Below are 20098 nucleotides of genomic sequence, written 5' to 3'. Positions count from 1 at the left end.
TGCCAAGTTATGGAAAAGTTTTCAGATGGCAAAGGACGTCAGCAAAAACATTTAAGAATACACACTTTTAGCTAAAATTTCACCCTCGATGTCTGTTAGTGAACGACAGGGCAGCAAAGCCATAGATACCCAACAGAACAACCAGAAAGGTTTGAATACCATGCACAATCAGGGCAAAGATTCCGGCATCCGTCACATTTACCCCATAAAGCATCATCATAGAAATGATAGCGAAATGCCACGGTCCCGCCCCGTTGGGAGTAGGCACAATCACGGCAAACGTACCACCTACAAACATGACCAATGCTGCCAGAATTCCTAAATGTGACGTAAAAGCGAAGCAATAGAATGTAAAATAGAAATGGAAAAAGTAGCATGCCCAAATGGCCAATGTATAAAAAATAAAGAGAGGAATGTTGCGCACTCCCTTTAAAGACATAATCCCCTCCCATATATTAAGCACAAAACCTTTCACCCGTTCATAGAAGAACAGCGTTTTTCTTAAATAATAAAGAAGGATCACCACGCCGATAAAACAGAACAGGATAATATAAAACCATACCGAAGTCAGGAGATGGACAAGGGAAGGAATTTTTGTTCCGGTCTGTTGAAGAAAGGTGGCGAATATCGGTAATTGAAGCAAGACAGTCACGCCTGTGATGAGAAGAATAGTCAACGTATCGACCAGGCGCTCCGTAACGACTGTTCCCAACGACTTGGCAAACGAGACGTTATCATATTTCGCCAATACCCCGCAACGGCTCACTTCCCCGATCCGGGGAACCACCAAGCTGGCTGCATAAGAAATGAAGATAGCATTCACACAATCGCTCTTTTTCGGGAAAGCGTCCAACGGTTCCAGTGTCTGCCTCCACCGCCATCCACGAAAGACTTGCGCGAACACCCCGAATACTAATGAGAAGAGCATCCACCACCAATTTGTACCGTGTAATAACACATCGCCCGCTTTTGTAAAATCAAAGTCGCGATACACCCAGAATAAGATAAAGCCGCCTAAAACAACCGGTAATATCAGTTTCAGCGTCTTTTTTAATAGTTTCTTCATCCTTAATTCTTCATTCTTCATTTAAAAGAATTACCTTTGTCGGCTGCAAAAGTAATTATTTAGTTGGTAAATGAAATTAGTAAAGCCTAAAAAGTTTCTCGGACAGCACTTTCTGAAAGATCTGAAAGTTGCGCAAGATATTGCCGATACTGTCGACACCTTCCCCGAACTGCCTATTTTGGAGGTGGGACCGGGCATGGGAGTATTGACCCAGTTTCTGGTGAAAAAAGACCGGTTGATAAAAGTCGTAGAAGTTGACTATGAGTCGGTTGCCTATCTTCGCGAAGCTTATCCATCGTTGGAGGACCACATCATCGAAGATGACTTCCTGAAAATGAACCTTCACCGACTGTTCGACGACAAACCTTTCGTACTGACCGGTAATTACCCGTACAACATCTCCAGCCAGATCTTTTTCAAGATGCTGGACAACAAAGATATTGTCCCCTGCTGTACGGGAATGATTCAAAAAGAGGTAGCCGAACGCATTGCAGCCGGACCGGGCAGCAAGACTTACGGTATCCTTAGCGTATTAATACAGGCATGGTATAAAGTGGAATACTTATTCACAGTGAGCGAGCACGTGTTCAACCCGCCTCCCAAAGTGAAAAGTGCGGTTATCCGCATGACGCGCAACGAGACTAAAGAGTTGGGATGTAACGAAAAGCTATTCAAACAGGTAGTGAAAACGACTTTCAACCAACGACGTAAAACATTACGTAACTCTATCAAACCTATTTTAGGCAAAGATTGTCCACTTACGGAGGACATATTATTCAATAAACGCCCGGAACAACTATCGGTAGCAGAATTTATCGACCTGACCAATAAGGTGGAAGAAGCATTAAAGACAGCAGGCAACAACCAATAACCGACTGACGGGCAGCAGTGAGCAGAGAACTGGATTTTGTAATTCGTAATTTGTAATTGACAACGATGAACGAGGAATACATTGACAACGTTAAACACCTTATTGAGCAAAAAGACGCCGATACGGTAAAAGGGCTTCTCATCGACCTCCATCCGGCCGACATCGCCGAATTGTGCAATGACCTGAATCCGGAAGAGGCCAAATTCGTCTATCGCCTGCTCGATAACGAAATTGCCGCCGACGTGCTTGTCGAAATGGACGAGGATGCTCGTAAGGAGCTGCTCGAAATGCTTCCTTCGGAGACCATCGCCAAACGCTTCGTTGACTACATGGATACGGACGATGCCGTAGACCTGATGCGTGAACTCGATGAAGATAAGCAGGAAGAGGTTCTTTCGCACATCGAGGACATTGAACAGGCAGGTGACATTGTCGACTTGTTGAAATACGACGAAAATACCGCCGGTGGTTTGATGGGTACGGAAATGGTACTCGTCAACGAGAACTGGAGTATGCCCGAATGTCTGAAAGAGATGCGTCAACAGGCGGAAGAGCTGGACGAAATCTATTATGTATATGTCATTGACGACGACGAACGTCTGCGAGGTATCTTCCCGCTCAAAAAGATGATTACATCTCCTTCTGTATCCAAAGTGAAACACGTGATGCAGAAAGATCCGATTTCCGTGCATGTAGATACTCCTATCGACGAGGTGGTACAGGCGATTGAAAAGTATGACTTGGTGGCCATCCCCGTTATCGACAGTATCGGTCGGCTTGTGGGACAAATCACCGTCGACGACGTCATGGATGAAGTTCGTGAACAATCGGAACGTGACTATCAGTTGGCATCCGGTCTTTCGCAGGACGTAGAAACGGACGATAATGTATTGAAACAGACCACTGCCCGCCTCCCCTGGTTATTAATCGGTATGATTGGTGGAATCGGCAACTCTATGATATTGGGAAATTTCGATGCAACTTTTGCCGCTCATCCCGAAATGGCACTCTATATCCCGCTGATCGGTGGTACAGGAGGAAATGTCGGAACACAATCTTCGGCAATCATTGTACAAGGCTTGGCTAATAGTTCGTTGGACGCCAAAAATACATTCAAACAAGTTACTAAAGAAGCTATAGTAGCATTAATCAATGCCACGATTATCTCCTTACTGGTATACACCTACAACTTTATCCGGTTCGGTGCAACAGCTACAGTGACTTATTCCGTATCCATCAGCCTGTTTGCCGTGGTCATGTTCGCCTCCATTTTCGGAACACTGGTACCGATGACTCTGGAGAAGCTAAAAATCGATCCTGCTATTGCGACAGGTCCGTTTATAGCCATTACAAATGATATCATCGGAATGATGTTGTACATGGGAATTACCGTTTTATTATCATAAAAATGCGATAAACAAAAAAAAATAAGCAAAATAGTATGAAGTAATCGTTTTATTTCATTAATTTGTGACCCAAAACTAATATACAATGATGGACGCTCATGACACTAATCAACCCTTGAACCAAGGGGAATTAGAAGAAGAAAAGAAAACTGTCGAGGTTTCTGAAGCTATTACAGAGACTCCGACTGAAGAAGTTACTGCCGAAGTTCAACCTGAAGCAGCTCCTAAACCTGCCACTAAGGAAGATGTACTAAACCAGCTGAAAGAGCTTGCGCAAGATGCCGAAAATGCAAATAAGCAGGAAATTGACAATCTGAAACAATCATTCTACAAGTTACATAATGCCGAGTTGGAAGCTGCTAAGGTACAGTTTACAGACAACGGCGGAAACATTGAAGATTTTGTTGCTCAAGAAGACCCGACAGAGGAAGAATTCAAACGTCTGATGGGGGTTATCAAAGAAAAACGCAGCCGACAGGTTGCCGAACTGGAACGCCAAAAGGAAGAAAACCTGCAAGTGAAACTTTCCATCATCGAAGAACTGAAAGAACTGGTAGAATCCGGAGATGATGCCAACAAATCTTATACAGAATTCAAGAAGTTGCAACAGCAATGGAATGATACGAAATTGGTACCTCAAGGCAAAGTGAATGAGCTTTGGAAAAACTATCAATTATATGTAGAGAAGTTCTACGATTTATTGAAACTGAACAATGAATTCCGTGAATACGACTTCAAAAAGAACCTGGAAATCAAGACACGCCTTTGCGAAGCTGCTGAAAAGCTGGCTAACGAGGAGGATGTGGTTTCTGCTTTCCACCAGCTACAGAAGTTGCATCAGGAATTCCGCGATACAGGTCCGGTGGCCAAAGAACTGCGTGATGAGATCTGGAATCGGTTCAAGACCGCTTCTACCGCTGTCAACCGCCGTCATCAGCAGCACTTCGAGTCGCTGAAAGAGGCTGAGCAGCATAATTTGGACCAAAAGACCGTAATCTGCGAAATCGTTGAAGCGATTGAGTATGATGAATTGAAAACATTCTCTGCCTGGGAAAATAAGACCCAGGAAGTGATTGCCCTACAAAACAAATGGAAAACCATCGGTTTTGCACCTCAAAAGATGAATGTGAAGATCTTCGAACGTTTCCGTCATGCCTGCGATGATTTCTTCAAGAAGAAAGGAGAATTCTTCAAGAGCTTGAAAGAAGGTATGAACGAGAATCTGGAAAAGAAGAAAGCACTCTGCGAAAAAGCGGAAGCTTTAAAAGACAGCACGGACTGGAAAGTTACTGCCGATGCACTGACCAAACTTCAAAAAGAATGGAAGACTATCGGACCGGTAGCCAAAAAACATTCGGATGCTATCTGGAAACGTTTCATCACTGCTTGCGACTATTTCTTCGAGCAAAAGAACAAGGCCACTTCTTCACAACGCTCTGTCGAAACAGAGAATATGGAAAAGAAAAAAGCATTGATCGAAAAGTTATCCGCTATCGATGAGAACATGGATACCGAAGAAGCAAGCAACCTGGTTCGGGATTTGATGAAGGAATGGAATTCTATCGGTCATGTGCCGTTCAAAGAAAAAGATAAGCTATACAAGCAATATCATGGATTGATCGACCAGTTATTCGACCGTTTCAACATCAATGCTTCCAACAAGAAATTAAGCAACTTCCGTTCGAACATTAGTAATATCCAAGGAAGCGGTACTCAATCTTTATATAGAGAACGCGAGAAACTGGTACGTGCTTATGAGAATATGAAGAACGAACTTCAGACTTATGAGAACAATCTGGGTTTCCTGACTTCTACTTCCAAGAAAGGCAGCAGCCTGTTGACTGAACTGAACCGCAAGGTAGATAAGTTGAAAGCAGACCTGGAACTGGTATTACAAAAAATTAAAGTAATCGACGAATCAATTAAAGCAGAAGAATAATCCTCTGCCCGATTTAGAAAAATAAAAAAACAGGTTTTATGCTCGCTTGGGTAATAAAACCTGTTTTTCTTTTCTACTAAACAAGCTTACACAGCCTGTTTAAGGATTCATTTCTTGGGCATCAAGTTCATGGCTTCTTTTCACTGCAGATTCATGTTTCTTCTGACTATGAATGTCTGAAAACAATAAAACCCTGCAAGAATTAATTCTTAGCAGGGTTCTATCTAAATTGACGTTGATTCTGTTGGGCTACCTGCCCTCAAACTTTAATTCTTTTATAGTCTCATTCATAATGAATTAACAGCTTCCTATTTTAGTGATGTCACCGAATTAGACACCGACTTTGGCAAAAACCCTCTTTTAATATCCCATTGAGGATTCAAGTTTTGTAATACAAAGGTATCGTTTTTAATCGGATAAACCTAATTAAAGTGACAAATAATGATAAATATCGCATTTAATTTATTAACTTCACAGCGTAAAAAATATAAATTATGCAAAATTATAGGTATCAGAATTCTTATATGAGAGGCTTAAAAAGAAATGTTATCAATAACACTATAACAGGAATCGTTATAGCAGGAATAATATTCATTATACAACTGATAGGAGGCTGCGAACAACCGGAAATAGCTCATCAAAAAACTCTCATTGACAGTCTGCTAATAAATACGAATGATGAAATTAATGACTGGGACACAGATACCACCACTTACCATACAACCTCTAAACCAACTAAATAAAACATTTTTCTTGCTAAATAATTAACCTATAAGTTTATTATCTCGTTATTTTTACGTATCTTTGTCTTACTATAAAACAAGGAGATATGACATTTGACGACATTACTGGAGACAGAAAATTATGGGCTGCACACTTTGAAGGTGAGGATGATAACGAATTTTATAAGGTGTTCAACAATTGGGCTGACGTGGTTTGGCTACGCGCTTTCTTCAAGGAGAACATAGACGACTTGAACGCCTACTTTAAAATAACAGATATAAAAGAAGCTATCAGCGATACTATTGAAGATAGTGAACGCCTTCGATACATCATAATGGACATCTCTCCGGAAACCGATTTAAGCAAGATATTCCGTCCGCTGGACAACAACCAAGCTTCGGATGTGATGCTGCAAAAAGAAAAGGCCCGGTTAAAACGTAAATACGGTCACTCGTCATGGCTCCGCCTATACGCTATCAAATTGATTCAAGGCAACTACATCATTACCGGAGGCGCCATCAAGCTGACGGCTACGATGCAGGAAAGAGAGCACACCAGGCAGGAACTTGTGAAAATAGACAGGGTTCGACGCTACTTGCTTGAAGAAGGAATCATTGACGATGAAGGGTTTATAGAGTATATTAGTGAATTATAATTTGGGAGGAATAGTATGGAAAATCGTATGAAATCTATCGCACAAAGGCTTGAAGAACATGCTTCTCCAACGCCTTCGAAATGGCGTGAGCTGTTTGACTTCCTTGAAACAAACAAGTCTTGGCTCCGACATTCGCAAAATATTGCCATGCTGATGCTGGACAGGATGGAGGAATTAGGTATGAGCCAAAAGCAATTGGCTGAAAAGATGAATTGCAGCCCGCAATACATTTCAAAGGTGTTGAGAGGACGGGAGAACCTTTCACTCGAAACTTTGACCAAAATTGAAAACGCACTGAAAATCTCGATTATCAAAGGGGAGCCGGTCGCAGTATAACTCACGCCGAGTACAGTAAAAAAGTTGATAGCGGATTCTTACGGACAAACTGCTGCAGTTCGGACAAAGTGCTAGCAAATGTTTCATCCGGGGAGAAACCGCCTCCACGCACCGCCTACCCCCATTTTTTTCCTTTTTTCTTGTACATCTCCCAGGGCATAGACGAACGGCAGGCAAGGAATTTCAGATAAAAATACCGCACGACGCAGGAGCGCAGGATATTTTTATCTGAAATAGCGTAGCGGTCCTTGACTGACGGGCGGTCGTGACCTATCTTTGTAGAAGAAAAGAGGAAAAATACCTGCGAAACGCAGACTTTCACCAATCATTTATTACCCAGTGAAAGATTTGCTATCAGATGTTTCCGGATCTTGTGCCCGAGCTGCTGCAAAGTGCTAGCAAAAGTTTTATTCCGGAACAATCCGGGCACAAGAATCTGCTAGCAGTTAGCAGGTGATATCGGGCTCATCAAGTACAGATCCTGCCGGGTATGTGTTAGCAAGCGAAGGTAATGGCCAAGCGTCAGACCAAGTGGAATTACTATCGTGAGCGGCTTATCGTCTGATTACTCACCGCAGCACAGCCGCATCAGGGCGCTACCTTACAGGACAGCACCCCCATGCGCCCGCCCTGCTCCGGTGGTGTTTAAACAGAAAGGAGCCTCCATCGGCAGCGTTTTTTCGGACGGGCGGTGTTTCTGTGCACCGTGCCGCTTCCCTTGCTTTCCGTAGTAATTAGACTGGCGCAAAGAAAGCCGCCCTCCAGCAGTGATTTTAAAGAACGTTCCTGGGGGAAAGTTTCTTGGAAGTTACTCCAGTGTATAACAGTCGAGGCTTACAAAGTGGGTGATTACGAAAGTTACTTCCACCTGACGCATTCGGCTCCGGCTGCCGCTCCCTCACTTGCCGAATACAGCAAAGGAAGCACCAGCCTATGCGGTGGCAGTCCCTGCGGAACGTCTTCCCCTGCGGAATGGGCGACAGCTGAAATGCCCGGTGCGGTTTCGCTCCGCCCGGCACTAACGCCGGGACTAAGGCTCAATCCGCTACCTCCTTTCGTCTGACTATAGGAACGGGGCGTTAATCCGAAGGTAGCCATGCGGGTGGGCTTCCGGTGTTTACGGTTGAACGGGGTTGACTGCATGAACTAGAGGCGGCGCAAGCTTCCGCCGCCGTGCTGACGTGATGCTGCGTGCGCCGTGGTCTTCCGGTTTTTCTGATGAAGGGCAGTGTTTGCGCAGGAAATCCGGAAGAGCAATTATGTTTAATTAGTCCCAAAACCGTTCCGGATTTTGTGCTTTAATTCAACATAACAGCGTCTTCCGGCTGTTCCTGCTGATTGGAAGGTTTCCTTTGTTTCAGGAACGGGCTGAAAGTTACTATTGCGTGCGGCAAACGCCTCCACTATGGCGGCTGGGCCGCCACCCCGACCACCACCCCGAAGTTACTTCTACTAATCCCAACCTCTGTGGACTTCCTATGGTTTACCAGACATCTTACGAGTTGCGTGTCCGGCTGACAGTTTACCTCTTCCGGAGCATCGGAGATTCTCGGCGGTCGGCTTCGCCGTCCGCTCCGCAAAGCGGGGCGGACAGAAGAATTTCGTGACAATTGCTCAAATGTCACAACTTTCCTCTGTCAACAAACATATATAACTATATCTACCCTGCATCTTGATGACAACCAATCATTAAAAGGCTTATCTTTACATCTGTAAACCAACACCCTAATCATGTATATAAACGTGCACCCACAAAACAGCGACCAATCCTTTCCTAATCGTAGCTACGGTTTCAAGGAATTGGCCGTACTCTATTTCCCGAACATCGCACCCGCTTCCGCTTCCATCCGCCTCAAGCAATGGATAAAAGACGATGCCGAACTGCTGGAGGCATTGCTGGAAACAAACTACGAACTAAGCAACCGCATCCTCACACCCCGCCAAAAGGACCTGATAACCACCTCTTTCGGCTCACCCTTTTAAACCTACTAAAATCACCCACAAACCAATGATTAAACAACGAAACATCACCCTCATTGTGGTACATTGTACCGCATCGAAATGTACCAGCAACCTCACCCCGGAAGCCCTCGACGCCCTACACAAACGCCAAGGTTTCACTGAATGCGGCTATCACTATTACATCACCAAAGACGGAACGATACACCACATGCGTGACATCACTCACGTCGGAGCCCATGCCAAAGGCTACAACACCCCATCAATTGGTATTGCCTACGAAGGAGGCCTAGACGCCTCCGGACGTGCCGCCGATACCCGCACCGCCGCACAAAAGCAAAGCCTCGAAATCCTTCTTCGCTTCCTCCTGCTCTCCTACCCAGCAGCAAAAATTTGCGGTCATCGTGACCTCTCACCCGATCTCAACCACAACGGAACCATCGAACCCTGCGAGTACATCAAACAGTGTCCCTGTTTCTGTGTCTCCATCGAATACGGTTATTTAGGTGATAGATGATAGATAACCGTGCAGCATATAACCGTAGAAAGCACAGTCAACTATCATTTATCATCTGTCAACTATCATTTATCATTTCTCCCCTGTCAACTATCCCCACCTTTGCGGAGAACAATTAAAAAGGAGGTCATTATGAAACCATTTTGGAGAACGACGTTGAAAGTATTGAAAGTTATCGGTAAAATTTTTGTTTGGCTCACAGGGGCAGACAGTCCCGTGAAAGACGATGAAAAGAGAAACGATTAAGGAGTAACTTTACGATCGGAGTGAAAACCCCTGTTTTGAGGGCTGCGGAATACAAACCGCAGCCCTTTTTCGTGTACATAATCGTATGATGAAACACGTATCATCATAGATAAGAACATACGCCCGCACGCCTACGTGCGTATGATGTAGATTTGTAGCATTATTAATCATAAAACACCCATAAACATGGCAATTCAAATCAAATCAGCCCTGCGTAAGAATCCACAGGACAAAGCGGCAGCCGCTAAGTATTATCCCACCGTCGTTTTGTCACAGGAAATGACGCAGAAACAGATTGTCGAACAAATTGCAGACCGCTGTACGCTGACCGGTTCGGACATCAAGGCAGTGCTCGACGCTTTGATGACCGTTATCAAACGTAGTTTGGCAAACGGTTCTCCGGTTCGTCTGGGCGACCTCGGCTCTTTCCGTCCTTCCGTTTCCGGAAGAGGTATCGAAGATGCCAGCAAGTTCGGCGCAAACACCGTAAAAAAGGCACGCGTCATTTACGTACCTTCTGCGGAAATCAAGGAAGCCGTTAAGCTGTATTCTTTCTCCAAAGCTGGAGCAAGCACAGTCAGTGAAGATGGCGGAGACGAGAAGCCAGACCCGAAACCTGACGAAGGCGGCGAAGCTCCGGACCCGGCAGCTTAATTATCCTCGTTTCGCACATTACAAACCTACCAGAGAAAATACCCGGTGAATGAAAAATCATTTCACCGGGCATTTTTTTTTCGGGTGTTTGGTGGGTGAAATTGCTTCTGGAAGCCTCATAGAAAATATCAGGAGTTTTTTGAAAAACGTTTGATGAAATAAAAAAAACGTCTGATGAAATTTTGGAAACATCTCGAAGGGTTTCTAGTACGTTTTCACTTCTTTTCCGCCTGTTTTTAGATGTTTTATGTTCTATTCCCGCATGATTCTATCTGTAAATAAACATAGTGACATAGACAGAAACGCAATTATCTATAAAGCGATGGGAACGGACAAATGATAAGTTTGCTGTTTTACAGGTATTTTTCCTCTTTTCTTCTACAAAAATAGGTCACGGCCGCCCGTCAGTCAAGAACCGCTACGCTATTTCAGATAAAAATATCCTGCGCTCCTGCGTCGTGCGGTATTTTTATCTGAAATTCCTTGCCTGCCGTTCATCCATGCCCTGGGAGATGTATAAGAAAAAAGGAAAAAAATGGGGTGGCGGTGCGTGGAGGCGGTTCTTTCATTTCTATTCTCGTTTTGATTAAAACGGTAGGTCGTCACCCGGTGCTGGGCGGCAATCTCTAACCGTAAACTTGTTTATCTCGAACGATTTAATAGAACAAAGAACATAAGCTTTCCTATTTAAAGACTCCGCTAACCGTTTTGCTTCTGTCTCTGCACTTGTCAAATCATTGTGCTTATATGCCGGGGTATGCTCGCCCTCTACATATACCATAAAGAAAAAATCTTCTTTCTCATTCATATCTGATTCGGTTTTACGCCAATTCTTGAAGATTTTTCAAAGATTGGCAAGTTTTTACTATTCAATTTTGTGACAATTGCTCTATTGTCACAGATTTCTTGTGCCTGTCTCTGCGGAGCGTCCCGAAGCGGACGGCGAAGCCGACCGCCGAAAACCACCAGTGTGTTCCGCAGGGCTGGGACTAGGCGGAAGTAACTTCGGGGCGGTGGTCGGGGTGGCGGCCCAGCCGCCATAGTGGAGGCGTTTGCCGCACGCAATAGTAACTTTCAGCCCGTTCCTGAAACAAAGGAAACCTCCCAATCAGCAGGAATATCTGGAATGCGCTGTTATGTTGAATTAAAGCACAAAATCCGGAACGGTTTTGTGACTAATTAAACATAATTGCCTATTCCGGATTTCCTGCGCAAACACTGCCCTTCATCAGAAAAGCCGGAAGACCACGGCGCAGCAGCATCACATCAGCACAGCGGCGAAAGCTTTCGACGCTTCCAGTTCAAACAGTCAGACCCGCTCAATCGGTAACACCGGAAGACTACACCGCAGGGCTGCACCTCTGACTAAAGCCCCGTTCCTATAGTCAGACGAAAGGAGGTAGCGGATAGAGCCTTAGTCCCGGCGTTAGTGCCGGGCGGAGCGAAACCGCACCGGGCATTTCAGACGTCACCCATTCCGCAGGGCAGCAAGCATCGACTGTTATTCACTGGAGTAACTCCCAAGAAACCTTCCCTAGGAACGTTCTTTAAAATCACTGCCAGAGGGCGGCTTTCTTTGCGCCAATTGGGTGGCTACGGAAAGCAAAGAAAGCGGCACGGATGCGAAACACCGCCCGTCCGATAAACGCTGACGGTGAAAGAAGGTTCCTATCAAACACTGCCGGAGCAGGGCGGACGCATGGGGATGTGCAGTCCTGAAAGGCTGCGCTCCTGATGCGGCTGCCCTGCGGGGAGCAATCAGACGAACTGCTGCAACAAAGGAAATCATTCCCCTTGGTCCGATGCTTGGCCATTACCGTCGCCTGCTAGCACACACCTGGCAGGATCCGTACCTGATCAACCCGATATCACCCGTAATGTGCTAGCAATTTTATGACCGACTGCCGTTCCGGGAACAACAATGTGCTAGCAGAATCCGGCTGCAGGTTTCTTCCTGGACGAAACATCTGCTAGCAACCTGTCGCAGCTCGAGCACAAGATCCGGAGAAATCTGCTAGCAAATCTTTCATTGGCCAAGAGCTTCCGGAACGGATTCTGCTAGCAACCATTTTCCTGACGTCAGGAAAACGATGCAGACAACCCCTGTATGCGCTATTTACGCTTCATATCCGGTTTTGCCGCCTGTTGTAGCCTGCCGAGTGCTGACAGGAATCCTCGAACGGCTTCGCCTTGCTCCTGGTACTTCCGTTTCAGTTCCCCGTGTTCGTGGGCTTCCTGCTTGTAATGTGCACAGAATCGGGGATACTCCCTGATGACGTGCTTTATCGCTTCGCTTCCGCTCTTCATCCCGGTAATGTCTTTGAGTATCTCCAGTTGGGCGGCTTCTTCCGCTGTCAGACGCAGGGTAATAGTGCTCACCTTTTCGCTCATAATCGTTCACCTCCTTTCTCGCTGCCGATGGCGGGTTTCATAGCGGTGGTTTCTCCGGTTTGCACTCCGGTGTTTTCCGCTTCCAACGGCTCTTTCCGATTCATCACTTCCGCCTGCTGTTCCCGATTCATTACTTCCGCCCGGTGGTATGCTTCCGCATACGTCTGGCAGCGTATTCCATATCTCTCGATCGTGACGCCCGCGGCTGTCACTTCGTGCGCCACGCACCACCCCCGACGCATTTTGCGGGGGTAATACTGTGGCGTCTTGTTTTTATCTTCACTCATAACCGTGTGGCTCATGCCGTTTTTTGCAATTCATTTTTCTGCGCTTTTTTCAGCCGTGACCTGATGAAGCAGCTCACCGAAAGAATCCGTCCTTTCGATCGTCGAATTTCCCGTATTACTTCCTGCAGGACATCTTCTTTGCCTTTCGCTTCTTCGCATAGTTCGTCCATGTCGTAGCTCGGCACGCCGATACCCGACAGCATCTGCCTGACGTTATGAACGCCCTCTTTCACCTCATCCGTACACTCTTCCATCATCCGCAGGCGTCCCGTCTTCACCAGTCCCCACAGGGCGGGCAACACATCTCCGGTGAACGAATAACGTCCGCCGCTCGCTTTCAATTCTTCAATCAGTTGCCATATCGGGCTGTCGTCCAAGGCTATGCTTTCTATCATCAGGACTTTCCGGACATCTCCTTTCGAACACCCCAGATTGTAGCAAGTTTCACCCAACCGCTGCAACTTCAAACGGTAATCTTCGGAATGTTCCGGACGTTTCCCGCAGGATTCTGCGGAAATATTTCCCCTATTCCCATCCGGAGAGAGTGAAACGTTGTCCTCCTCATCCCTTGTCTGCGGAATAGCCTGGGGGATAGAGGGGGAATTTTCTTTACTTTCCTTTTCTTTGTGCCGTTTTTCCGCAGAATTCCGCGGAGTTTCCGGAGTTTCCGCAGAACTCTGCGGAATAATGGCGCCGGAAGATATTCCGGCAGCGGTTGCGAGCTCTTTTCCGGTACCAGTTGCAGTCTCTTTTCCGGTACCGGTCGTAGTCTCGCTTCGGGCATCCATTTGGGGAGAACCATAAACTGCTTTTCCCGTTTTCGTCTCGATTTCCTGACCGGAGAAAAGAGGTAGCGGCGCAGGTAGCGGTGCACTATCCATGCCGGATGGCGCATCTTGTATCTCGACAAGCCGTATGTCTTCGGGCAGTACTATTTTTTTCTTGGCTCTCCGGCAGATTTCAAGGTATCGCTGCTGAATATCCACAGAAGTAAGTACATGATTCGTATGCCAAGTGATGGTATCGAACAATTCCACTTCCGTGCAATATTCAATGATCTTTTCTACCCTCTCCTCTTCAATGCCCCAGTATTCGGAAACGTCGAACATTTGGTCGTCTGTGAAACGGATATAACAGCCTTCAACCCGGTATATCTCGTTTTGGATATACTGGTACACTGCATACCCTTCGCAGCCGTACCGCTTCTTCAGGCGTTTCACCTTGATGTCCTGAAAGCGGTCGGTTTCCGCCTGATAATATGATAATCCTGTTTTTGCCATTTTCGCTAGATTCTTCTACTGTAATTGGATGCGAGGTAGTTCATTATTTCCTCTTTATTATATAGAAACGTTCCGCCCAACTTATAGAAAGGAATGCCTTTCGAAGCCCGCAGATTCCTCAACGTTGAGTTGCTAATGTTGAGCAATTTGCATACGTCCGTGGAGCGGATGAATACAGAATCTTCGGGGATGGCGTCGAACTGGACAGGCTGGCATTTCGGTTTTCCGGAGGCTTTCTCCTGTTGAGATTCTGTGGCTGCTTTTTCAGATTCCTTTTCAGGTTTCACGATTCTCATACTGTTGGTTTCTGTTTTCATAATTCTGCTTTTTTTTATGTGATTAATATTCATTCAAGTATTCTAAAGTAATCCGGTCAAGGTCTTTCAGTTGGACGCTGTCGAGGGCGTAGATCGTCTTTATAATCCAGCCTTTCAAAACAATTCTCCGGTGTCCTTCCCTACTGCCATAATACCGCAGCGCATCACTAACCGCCTTCTCCATTTCTGAATAGGTGATGAAGCCTTTCTCATACGATATCATGCTGTCGATAGCTTTTTGTTCTAGTTCTACCTGGTTGATAGTTGCGGTTGCTTTCATTCGTTTACGGCTTTGTTGTTGGGTGATTTTTGCGTTTCCTTCCTAGTGTACAATTCTTTGAGAGCTGCCATGTCGTCCATGACTTTCGTATCTAGAATCTTAGCGTAGATTTGTGTCGTCTTGATGCTGGTATGCCCCAACATTTTTGACACAGTTTCAATCGGTATGCCGTGAGACAGGGTGATAGTGGTGGCAAAGGTGTGGCGAGCCATGTGAAAAGTGATATTTTTCTCTACTCCCGCTTCCTTGGCCACTTTTTTCAAGTATCGGTTTGCCACCTGGTTGGGCGGTACCGGGAATACATGATTAGTCCGTTTTCCTTCGTGGTATGCTTCATACCTCTTTAATATACAGACAGCAGGCTGCAACAAAGGTAGCATGGCGTGTATGTCCGTTTTCTGACGATAGTAATTCAGCCACAAGCTTTTGTCGATACCGACATTTATATTTTCATTGGTCAGGTTGCTGATGTCGACAAATGACAGTCCGGTGTAGACAGCAAATACGAACACGTCCCTCACGATGGAGAGGTTGGCGGGCAAAGGGACTTCCTCGATGCTCTTCAGTTCCTTTTCGGACAGGAATCCTCTTTCTACTTTCGTTTTCTTGGCGTTGAGCAGGCAGACAGGGTTCCGGCTTATCCATTCATTTTGCAGGGCGACATTCATCACCTTTTTGAAACGCTGGATATGCTTCAATGCTCCATTGACAGCACATACAGTATCTCCTTCCCTCTTATACCCTTGCAGATAGGCGTAAAACTCATAAACGAAAGCTTTGTCAATAGCCGTCAAGTCATAGTCAGAGACATGGTATTTGATACGTATAAAGTTGAGCAGGTGTTTCTTTGTGACGTGATAGCCGACAAATGTACTGGCACGGAGATTTTTCTTCTCCATGATTTCGTGGTAATCAAATAATGTGCTGATAGTAGAGAACTCATTGTCTTGTGTCTGGAACATAAGTTTGAAGTTCTCAATGTTGAGAGGGTAGTTCTTCTGCCTAATCTTGGAGATGGTATCTTCGATCGTGATTTTCAAATCTTCGATATACCGGTTGGCTTCTTTGTCGTTGGCGGTTTTGCCGAGTGACTTTTGAGCAACTGCCGACCATGATTCAGACCGTAGGTGTAGTTTCGTGGGAATTTCGTATCTTTGCCCCGAAATCGTAACCCGACATGAAAGAGGTGACAGTTTTTCATTCGTTCTTCCTTTCCTTATCCAGAAAAGAACATTGAAAGTTTGCTTTTTTTGGCTCATCGTTATTTTTTTTTGAGAACCACTCAAAAAAATATCAAAAAAGAGCATTCGTGTCACCGAATTAGCCACCGAATTAGCGTCAACTTTTTTCGGATGGCATTTGTCAAAGCACAAAAAAACCCGCTAAAATTGCATTTTTAGCGGGTTTTTGTCAGTAAAAAGCTGGTGATTTGTTGGGCTACCTGGATTCGAACCAGGAATGACAGGACCAGAATCTGTAGTGTTACCATTACACCATAGCCCAATGATTTTCGTTTGCGGGTGCAAAGATACAAATATTTTGGGAATTCAAAACAATTCTGATATTTTTTTTGCAAAAATGTCCAAATAAGCTTTCTAAACAAAAGTATCTCCACTAAAAAACACAAAAATTGAGGGATAACTTTCTTGTATCCAATAAATCAGCGTATATTTGTCAAAAATATCACGTTTATAGCCAGAAACAAAGGATTGCCTTTTTTTGTTATAAACAAATAGAGAACATGAATTATTAATCTCAATTACAGGAATGAACGATACTAAAGTATTAATTGAAAAAATAAAAGAAGGAATTCAAGAGAAAAAAGGTAAAAAGATAATCGTTGCCGATTTAACCAGCATAGAAGATACCATCTGTAAATATTTCGTTATCTGTCAGGGAAATTCTCCCAGTCAAGTGAATGCCATTGTAGATTCAATCAAAGAATTTACACGTAAAGGTGCGGATAGCAAACCTTATGCAATCGATGGACTCCGGAATGCAGAATGGGTGGCAATGGACTATGCCGACGTACTGGTACATGTCTTTTTACCGGAGACAAGAAATTTTTATAATCTTGAACACCTTTGGGCAGATGCCAAACTTACTCAAATCCCCGATCTAGACTAATTAATGATTATGGACAATAATAATAGCAATAATAACAATAGCAATAAACCTAACAATAAGGTTAATATGCCTAAGTTCAACCTGAACTGGATGTATATGATTATTGCCCTTATGCTTCTCGGCCTCTGGTGGGGCAGTGATTCAAAGGGAGCTGGAAGCAAAGCTGTAACTTACAGTGAGTTTCAGGACTACGTAAAAAAGGGCTATGTAAGCAAAGTATTGGGTTATGAAGATAAGTCAATCGAAGCTTTTCTTAAACCGACTGCTGTAGGGGCTGTTTTTGGAGCGGACTCTACCAAAGTGGGACGTAACCCTATCATTACAAGTAGAACGCCATCTACCGATAAACTGGAAGAGTTTTTGCAGGCAGAAAAGGAAGCCGGTCATTTTGACGGTTCTTCCGACTATCCGCCCAAATCGGATATTTTTCCCGCAATCCTGATTCAGATACTCCCGCTTGTCTTGCTTGTAGCGTTATGGATCTTCTTCATGCGCCGTATGAGCGGAGGTGGCAGTGGTGGCCCCGGCGGTGTATTTAACGTAGGAAAATCAAAAGCCCAGCTTTTTGAAAAAGGTGGAGCCATCAAGATTACATTTAAGGATGTAGCGGGTTTGGCAGAAGCAAAACAAGAGGTAGAGGAAATTGTAGAGTTCTTGAAGGAACCGCAGAAATATACGGATTTGGGAGGTAAGATACCCAAGGGAGCATTGCTGGTAGGCCCTCCGGGAACCGGTAAAACTTTGCTTGCCAAAGCTGTGGCGGGTGAAGCTAATGTTCCTTTCTTCTCACTAGCAGGTTCTGACTTCGTGGAAATGTTTGTAGGTGTAGGTGCATCCCGTGTTCGCGACTTGTTTAAACAGGCCAAAGAGAAAGCTCCTTGTATCGTCTTTATCGATGAGATTGATGCCGTAGGACGTGCTCGTGGCAAAAATCCTGCAATGGGAGGAAATGACGAACGCGAAAACACCTTGAACCAGTTATTGACAGAGATGGACGGTTTCGGTTCCAACAGCGGTGTAATTATCCTTGCTGCTACTAACCGTGTAGACGTACTTGATAAAGCGTTGCTCCGTGCAGGACGTTTTGACCGTCAGATACATGTGGATCTGCCCGACTTGAATGAACGTAAAGAAGTATTTGGTGTGCATTTGCGCCCGATCAAAATAGACGATAGTGTTGATGTAGACTTGCTGGCTCGCCAAACTCCGGGATTCTCGGGTGCGGATATCGCCAATGTCTGCAATGAAGCTGCATTGATCGCTGCCCGCCACGGAAAGAAATTTGTAGGCAAGCAAGACTTTCTGGATGCGGTAGACCGTATCATCGGTGGTCTGGAAAAGAAAACCAAGATTACTACGGAAGCTGAAAGACGTTCCATCGCTTTGCATGAAGCAGGACACGCCTCTATCTCCTGGTTATTGGAATATGCCAATCCGTTGATTAAGGTAACTATCGTTCCCCGCGGACGTGCATTAGGAGCTGCCTGGTATCTGCCGGAAGAACGTCAGATTACTACTAAGGAGCAGATGTTGGATGAAATGTGTGCTACTTTAGGAGGACGCGCCGCTGAAGATTTATTCCTCGGCCGCATTTCAACTGGTGCCATGAACGACTTGGAAAGAGTGACTAAACAGGCATACGGCATGATTGCTTATTTAGGTATGAGCGACAAGCTGCCGAATTTATGTTATTACAACAACGATGAATATTCTTTCAACCGTCCATACAGCGAAAAGACAGCCGAACTAATTGACGAAGAAGTCAAGAGAATGGTGAACGAGCAGTATGACCGCGCCAAGAGAATTCTGTCAGAGCACAAAGAAGGTCACAACGAACTGACGCAATTACTGATTGACAAAGAGGTAATCTTTGCGGAAGACGTTGAACGTATCTTCGGCAAACGCCCCTGGGCTTCGCGTTCGGAAGAAATCATGGCTGCTAAAGAAAGCCAGGATGCCGCAAGAGCTGAAAGGGAACTTGCCCAAAAGTTGAAAGAAGAAGAAAAAGAAATCAAAGAAGAGGAAGCTGAAAATACTGCAGAGGAACAAGCACCCATCGACACCAAAGTTGCCGCAGCAGGTAACAAGGTTACAGTGGAAGGCAAAGTTACCGTAGAGGGTAAGTCCAATGGAGAAGAACAAGCTAACGGGTCCAACTAATTAAAACGAATAGATTTTGATTAACAATTTCATAAAACGAGCTATTACGGGTGTACTCTTCGTTGCCATCTTGGTAGGGTGCATCCTTTATGACGCATTCAGTTTTGGCATTCTGTTCACCGCTATCAGTGCACTGACTATTTATGAGTTTGCACAGCTGGTAAATATGCGCGCAGAAGGAGTCAAGATAAACAAGAACATTAATATGCTCGGCGGGGCTTATTTATTCCTCGCAATCATGGGATTCTGCATTGATGCAGCCGATTCGAAAATATTCATCCCGTATGTGCTTTTATTGCTTTACATGATGATTAGCGAGTTGTATCTGAAAAAGGAGAACCCAGTACTTAACTGGGCTTATTCGATGCTTAGCCAACTTTATATCGGTCTGCCTTTTGCTTTGCTGAATGTATTGGCTTTCCATAATGATCCGGCATCGGAATTCAGTAACATAAGCTATAATCCGATTCTACCGTTATCCATCTTTATTTTCCTTTGGCTGAATGATACGGGTGCTTATTGCATCGGTTCACTGATAGGCAAACACCGACTCTTTGAACGCATCTCTCCCAAGAAATCATGGGAAGGTTCTATCGGCGGCGGAGTTGTAGCAATCGGAGTGTCTTTTATACTTGCTCACTACTTCCCATTTATGTCAATGATGGAATGGGCAGGACTGGCATTGGTAGTGGTTATATTCGGTACATGGGGCGACCTGACGGAGTCATTGCTAAAACGCCAATTGCACGTAAAGGATTCGGGAAATATTCTTCCGGGACATGGAGGGATGCTCGATCGGTTTGACAGTTCTTTGATGGCCATACCGGCAGCAGTCGTTTACCTATATGCATTAACATGGTTCTAACAGGAGTTTTTCTCATCGA

At 45.1% G+C, this 20098-nt stretch carries 22 protein-coding genes and 1 tRNA gene; 12 read left to right on the top strand and 11 right to left on the bottom strand.

From position 1 onward, the window contains the following. Positions 1 to 79: 79 nt before the first annotated feature. Complete coding sequence (locus H8796_RS10710; protein WP_117937689.1) at positions 80 to 1066, bottom strand: lysylphosphatidylglycerol synthase transmembrane domain-containing protein; 987 nt, start codon at positions 1064 to 1066, stop codon at positions 80 to 82. A gap of 70 nt (positions 1067 to 1136) precedes the next feature. On the opposite strand from H8796_RS10710, the gene rsmA reads away from it, so the two are divergent. The 5 genes from rsmA (at position 1137) to H8796_RS10685 (ending at position 6996) form a co-directional block, all read left to right on the top strand. Continuing rightward, positions 1137 to 1937, top strand: a complete 801-nt coding sequence (rsmA, locus tag H8796_RS10705; protein WP_117937691.1) for a 16S rRNA (adenine(1518)-N(6)/adenine(1519)-N(6))-dimethyltransferase RsmA — start codon at positions 1137 to 1139, stop codon at positions 1935 to 1937. Positions 1938 to 2002: 65 nt separating this feature from the next. Beyond that, a complete protein-coding gene (gene mgtE / locus H8796_RS10700) occupies positions 2003 to 3343 on the top strand; it encodes a magnesium transporter (RefSeq protein WP_117937693.1) in 1341 nt (446 codons plus the stop codon). 85 nt (positions 3344 to 3428) lie between these two features. Further along, positions 3429 to 5282 (top strand): DUF349 domain-containing protein, encoded by a 1854-nt coding sequence (locus tag H8796_RS10695; protein ID WP_117937695.1) that lies wholly within the window; start codon positions 3429 to 3431, stop codon positions 5280 to 5282. An 829-nt stretch (positions 5283 to 6111) separates the two neighbouring features. Next, complete coding sequence (locus tag H8796_RS10690; RefSeq protein ID WP_117937699.1) at positions 6112 to 6660, top strand: hypothetical protein; 549 nt, start codon at positions 6112 to 6114, stop codon at positions 6658 to 6660. 15 nt (positions 6661 to 6675) lie between these two features. Next, positions 6676 to 6996 carry a helix-turn-helix transcriptional regulator gene (locus H8796_RS10685; RefSeq protein ID WP_117937701.1) on the top strand — a complete coding sequence of 107 codons (321 nt, stop codon included), beginning with the start codon at positions 6676 to 6678 and terminating at the stop codon, positions 6994 to 6996. An 858-nt stretch (positions 6997 to 7854) separates the two neighbouring features. Here the strand turns inward: H8796_RS10685 and H8796_RS10680 are convergent. After that, a complete protein-coding gene (locus H8796_RS10680; protein WP_158570811.1) occupies positions 7855 to 8139 on the bottom strand; it encodes a hypothetical protein in 285 nt (94 codons plus the stop codon). 242 nt (positions 8140 to 8381) lie between these two features. Here H8796_RS10680 and H8796_RS10675 point away from each other — a divergent pair, with 242 nt between their 5' ends. The 4 genes from H8796_RS10675 (at position 8382) to H8796_RS10660 (ending at position 10372) form a co-directional block, all read left to right on the top strand. Beyond that, the gene (locus tag H8796_RS10675; RefSeq protein WP_147340099.1) at positions 8382 to 8603 is read left to right on the top strand and encodes a hypothetical protein; all 222 of its coding nucleotides are present in this window, start codon (positions 8382 to 8384) and stop codon (positions 8601 to 8603) included. Positions 8604 to 8727: 124 nt separating this feature from the next. After that, positions 8728 to 8979 (top strand): DUF4248 domain-containing protein, encoded by a 252-nt coding sequence (locus tag H8796_RS10670; protein WP_117937704.1) that lies wholly within the window; start codon positions 8728 to 8730, stop codon positions 8977 to 8979. Positions 8980 to 9004: 25 nt separating this feature from the next. Further along, on the top strand, positions 9005 to 9472 hold the full coding sequence (locus H8796_RS10665) for an N-acetylmuramoyl-L-alanine amidase (RefSeq protein WP_117937706.1): 468 nt from the start codon (positions 9005 to 9007) through the stop codon (positions 9470 to 9472). Positions 9473 to 9904: 432 nt separating this feature from the next. Then, complete coding sequence (locus H8796_RS10660; protein ID WP_022274964.1) at positions 9905 to 10372, top strand: HU family DNA-binding protein; 468 nt, start codon at positions 9905 to 9907, stop codon at positions 10370 to 10372. A 586-nt stretch (positions 10373 to 10958) separates the two neighbouring features. On the opposite strand, the gene H8796_RS10655 is transcribed toward H8796_RS10660, so the two are convergent. The 9 genes from H8796_RS10655 to H8796_RS10615 form a co-directional block, all read right to left on the bottom strand. After that, entirely contained in the window at positions 10959 to 11180 is a 222-nt protein-coding gene (locus H8796_RS10655; RefSeq protein ID WP_004324805.1) for a hypothetical protein, read from the bottom strand. 726 nt (positions 11181 to 11906) lie between these two features. Further along, positions 11907 to 12161, bottom strand: coding sequence for a hypothetical protein (locus H8796_RS10650; RefSeq protein WP_147340098.1), 255 nt, complete (start codon positions 12159 to 12161; stop codon positions 11907 to 11909). A gap of 323 nt (positions 12162 to 12484) precedes the next feature. Then, positions 12485 to 12763: a hypothetical protein gene (locus tag H8796_RS10645; RefSeq protein ID WP_022275640.1), complete on the bottom strand. Its 279-nt coding sequence runs from the start codon at positions 12761 to 12763 to the stop codon at positions 12485 to 12487. After that, the gene (locus H8796_RS10640; protein WP_117971445.1) at positions 12760 to 13050 is read right to left on the bottom strand and encodes a hypothetical protein; all 291 of its coding nucleotides are present in this window, start codon (positions 13048 to 13050) and stop codon (positions 12760 to 12762) included. The genes H8796_RS10645 and H8796_RS10640 overlap by 4 nt, the downstream gene beginning before the upstream one ends. An 11-nt stretch (positions 13051 to 13061) precedes the next feature. Then, the gene (locus H8796_RS10635) at positions 13062 to 14330 is read right to left on the bottom strand and encodes a DUF4373 domain-containing protein (protein ID WP_117937708.1); all 1269 of its coding nucleotides are present in this window, start codon (positions 14328 to 14330) and stop codon (positions 13062 to 13064) included. Between the two features lie 5 nt (positions 14331 to 14335). Then, the gene (locus tag H8796_RS10630; protein WP_117937742.1) at positions 14336 to 14647 is read right to left on the bottom strand and encodes a helix-turn-helix domain-containing protein; all 312 of its coding nucleotides are present in this window, start codon (positions 14645 to 14647) and stop codon (positions 14336 to 14338) included. Positions 14648 to 14669: 22 nt separating this feature from the next. Then, on the bottom strand, positions 14670 to 14927 hold the full coding sequence (locus tag H8796_RS10625; protein WP_022274962.1) for a hypothetical protein: 258 nt from the start codon (positions 14925 to 14927) through the stop codon (positions 14670 to 14672). Continuing rightward, complete coding sequence (locus tag H8796_RS10620) at positions 14924 to 16186, bottom strand: site-specific integrase (protein ID WP_117937710.1); 1263 nt, start codon at positions 16184 to 16186, stop codon at positions 14924 to 14926. The genes H8796_RS10625 and H8796_RS10620 overlap by 4 nt, the downstream gene beginning before the upstream one ends. 173 nt (positions 16187 to 16359) lie before the next feature. Next, positions 16360 to 16430: transfer RNA gene (locus tag H8796_RS10615), tRNA-Gln, on the bottom strand. Between the two features lie 264 nt (positions 16431 to 16694). Between H8796_RS10615 and rsfS the strand changes: the two genes are divergently transcribed. Genes rsfS through H8796_RS10600 form a run of 3 tightly spaced genes read left to right on the top strand, consistent with a single transcriptional unit; the run spans position 16695 to position 20079 of the window. Then, the gene (rsfS, locus tag H8796_RS10610; RefSeq protein WP_117937711.1) at positions 16695 to 17054 is read left to right on the top strand and encodes a ribosome silencing factor; all 360 of its coding nucleotides are present in this window, start codon (positions 16695 to 16697) and stop codon (positions 17052 to 17054) included. Between the two features lie 9 nt (positions 17055 to 17063). After that, a complete protein-coding gene (gene ftsH, locus H8796_RS10605) occupies positions 17064 to 19214 on the top strand; it encodes an ATP-dependent zinc metalloprotease FtsH (protein WP_032852107.1) in 2151 nt (716 codons plus the stop codon). 16 nt (positions 19215 to 19230) lie between these two features. Further along, entirely contained in the window at positions 19231 to 20079 is an 849-nt protein-coding gene (locus tag H8796_RS10600; protein WP_117937713.1) for a phosphatidate cytidylyltransferase, read from the top strand. Positions 20080 to 20098 lie beyond the last annotated feature (19 nt).

It is taken from the genome of Bacteroides sp. M10 (assembly GCF_014334015.1).
Taxonomy (GTDB): Bacteria; Bacteroidota; Bacteroidia; order Bacteroidales; family Bacteroidaceae; genus Bacteroides; species Bacteroides intestinigallinarum.
The sequence above is the reverse complement of the archived record's forward strand: the minus strand, read 5'-3'. Positions and strand labels throughout refer to the sequence as shown.

What these genes read in the sequence shown, in the direction of transcription:
- H8796_RS10635 (WP_117937708.1), bottom strand. Translation starts at nt 14,330, where the DNA reads ATGGCAAAAACAGGATTATCATATTATCAGGCGGAAACCGACCGCTTT.
- H8796_RS10685 (WP_117937701.1), top strand. Translation starts at nt 6,676, where the DNA reads ATGGAAAATCGTATGAAATCTATCGCACAAAGGCTTGAAGAACATGCT.
- H8796_RS10670 (WP_117937704.1), top strand. Translation starts at nt 8,728, where the DNA reads ATGTATATAAACGTGCACCCACAAAACAGCGACCAATCCTTTCCTAAT.
- H8796_RS10710 (WP_117937689.1), bottom strand. Translation starts at nt 1,066, where the DNA reads ATGAAGAAACTATTAAAAAAGACGCTGAAACTGATATTACCGGTTGTT.
- H8796_RS10660 (WP_022274964.1), top strand. Translation starts at nt 9,905, where the DNA reads ATGGCAATTCAAATCAAATCAGCCCTGCGTAAGAATCCACAGGACAAA.
- H8796_RS10655 (WP_004324805.1), bottom strand. Translation starts at nt 11,180, where the DNA reads ATGAATGAGAAAGAAGATTTTTTCTTTATGGTATATGTAGAGGGCGAG.
- H8796_RS10680 (WP_158570811.1), bottom strand. Translation starts at nt 8,139, where the DNA reads ATGCAGTCAACCCCGTTCAACCGTAAACACCGGAAGCCCACCCGCATG.
- H8796_RS10650 (WP_147340098.1), bottom strand. Translation starts at nt 12,161, where the DNA reads ATGATTTCCTTTGTTGCAGCAGTTCGTCTGATTGCTCCCCGCAGGGCA.
- H8796_RS10690 (WP_117937699.1), top strand. Translation starts at nt 6,112, where the DNA reads ATGACATTTGACGACATTACTGGAGACAGAAAATTATGGGCTGCACAC.
- H8796_RS10695 (WP_117937695.1), top strand. Translation starts at nt 3,429, where the DNA reads ATGATGGACGCTCATGACACTAATCAACCCTTGAACCAAGGGGAATTA.
- H8796_RS10640 (WP_117971445.1), bottom strand. Translation starts at nt 13,050, where the DNA reads ATGAGTGAAGATAAAAACAAGACGCCACAGTATTACCCCCGCAAAATG.
- rsmA (WP_117937691.1), top strand. Translation starts at nt 1,137, where the DNA reads ATGAAATTAGTAAAGCCTAAAAAGTTTCTCGGACAGCACTTTCTGAAA.
- H8796_RS10630 (WP_117937742.1), bottom strand. Translation starts at nt 14,647, where the DNA reads ATGAAAACAGAAACCAACAGTATGAGAATCGTGAAACCTGAAAAGGAA.
- H8796_RS10645 (WP_022275640.1), bottom strand. Translation starts at nt 12,763, where the DNA reads ATGAGCGAAAAGGTGAGCACTATTACCCTGCGTCTGACAGCGGAAGAA.
- rsfS (WP_117937711.1), top strand. Translation starts at nt 16,695, where the DNA reads ATGAACGATACTAAAGTATTAATTGAAAAAATAAAAGAAGGAATTCAA.
- H8796_RS10620 (WP_117937710.1), bottom strand. Translation starts at nt 16,186, where the DNA reads ATGAGCCAAAAAAAGCAAACTTTCAATGTTCTTTTCTGGATAAGGAAA.
- H8796_RS10665 (WP_117937706.1), top strand. Translation starts at nt 9,005, where the DNA reads ATGATTAAACAACGAAACATCACCCTCATTGTGGTACATTGTACCGCA.
- H8796_RS10625 (WP_022274962.1), bottom strand. Translation starts at nt 14,927, where the DNA reads ATGAAAGCAACCGCAACTATCAACCAGGTAGAACTAGAACAAAAAGCT.
- mgtE (WP_117937693.1), top strand. Translation starts at nt 2,003, where the DNA reads ATGAACGAGGAATACATTGACAACGTTAAACACCTTATTGAGCAAAAA.
- ftsH (WP_032852107.1), top strand. Translation starts at nt 17,064, where the DNA reads ATGGACAATAATAATAGCAATAATAACAATAGCAATAAACCTAACAAT.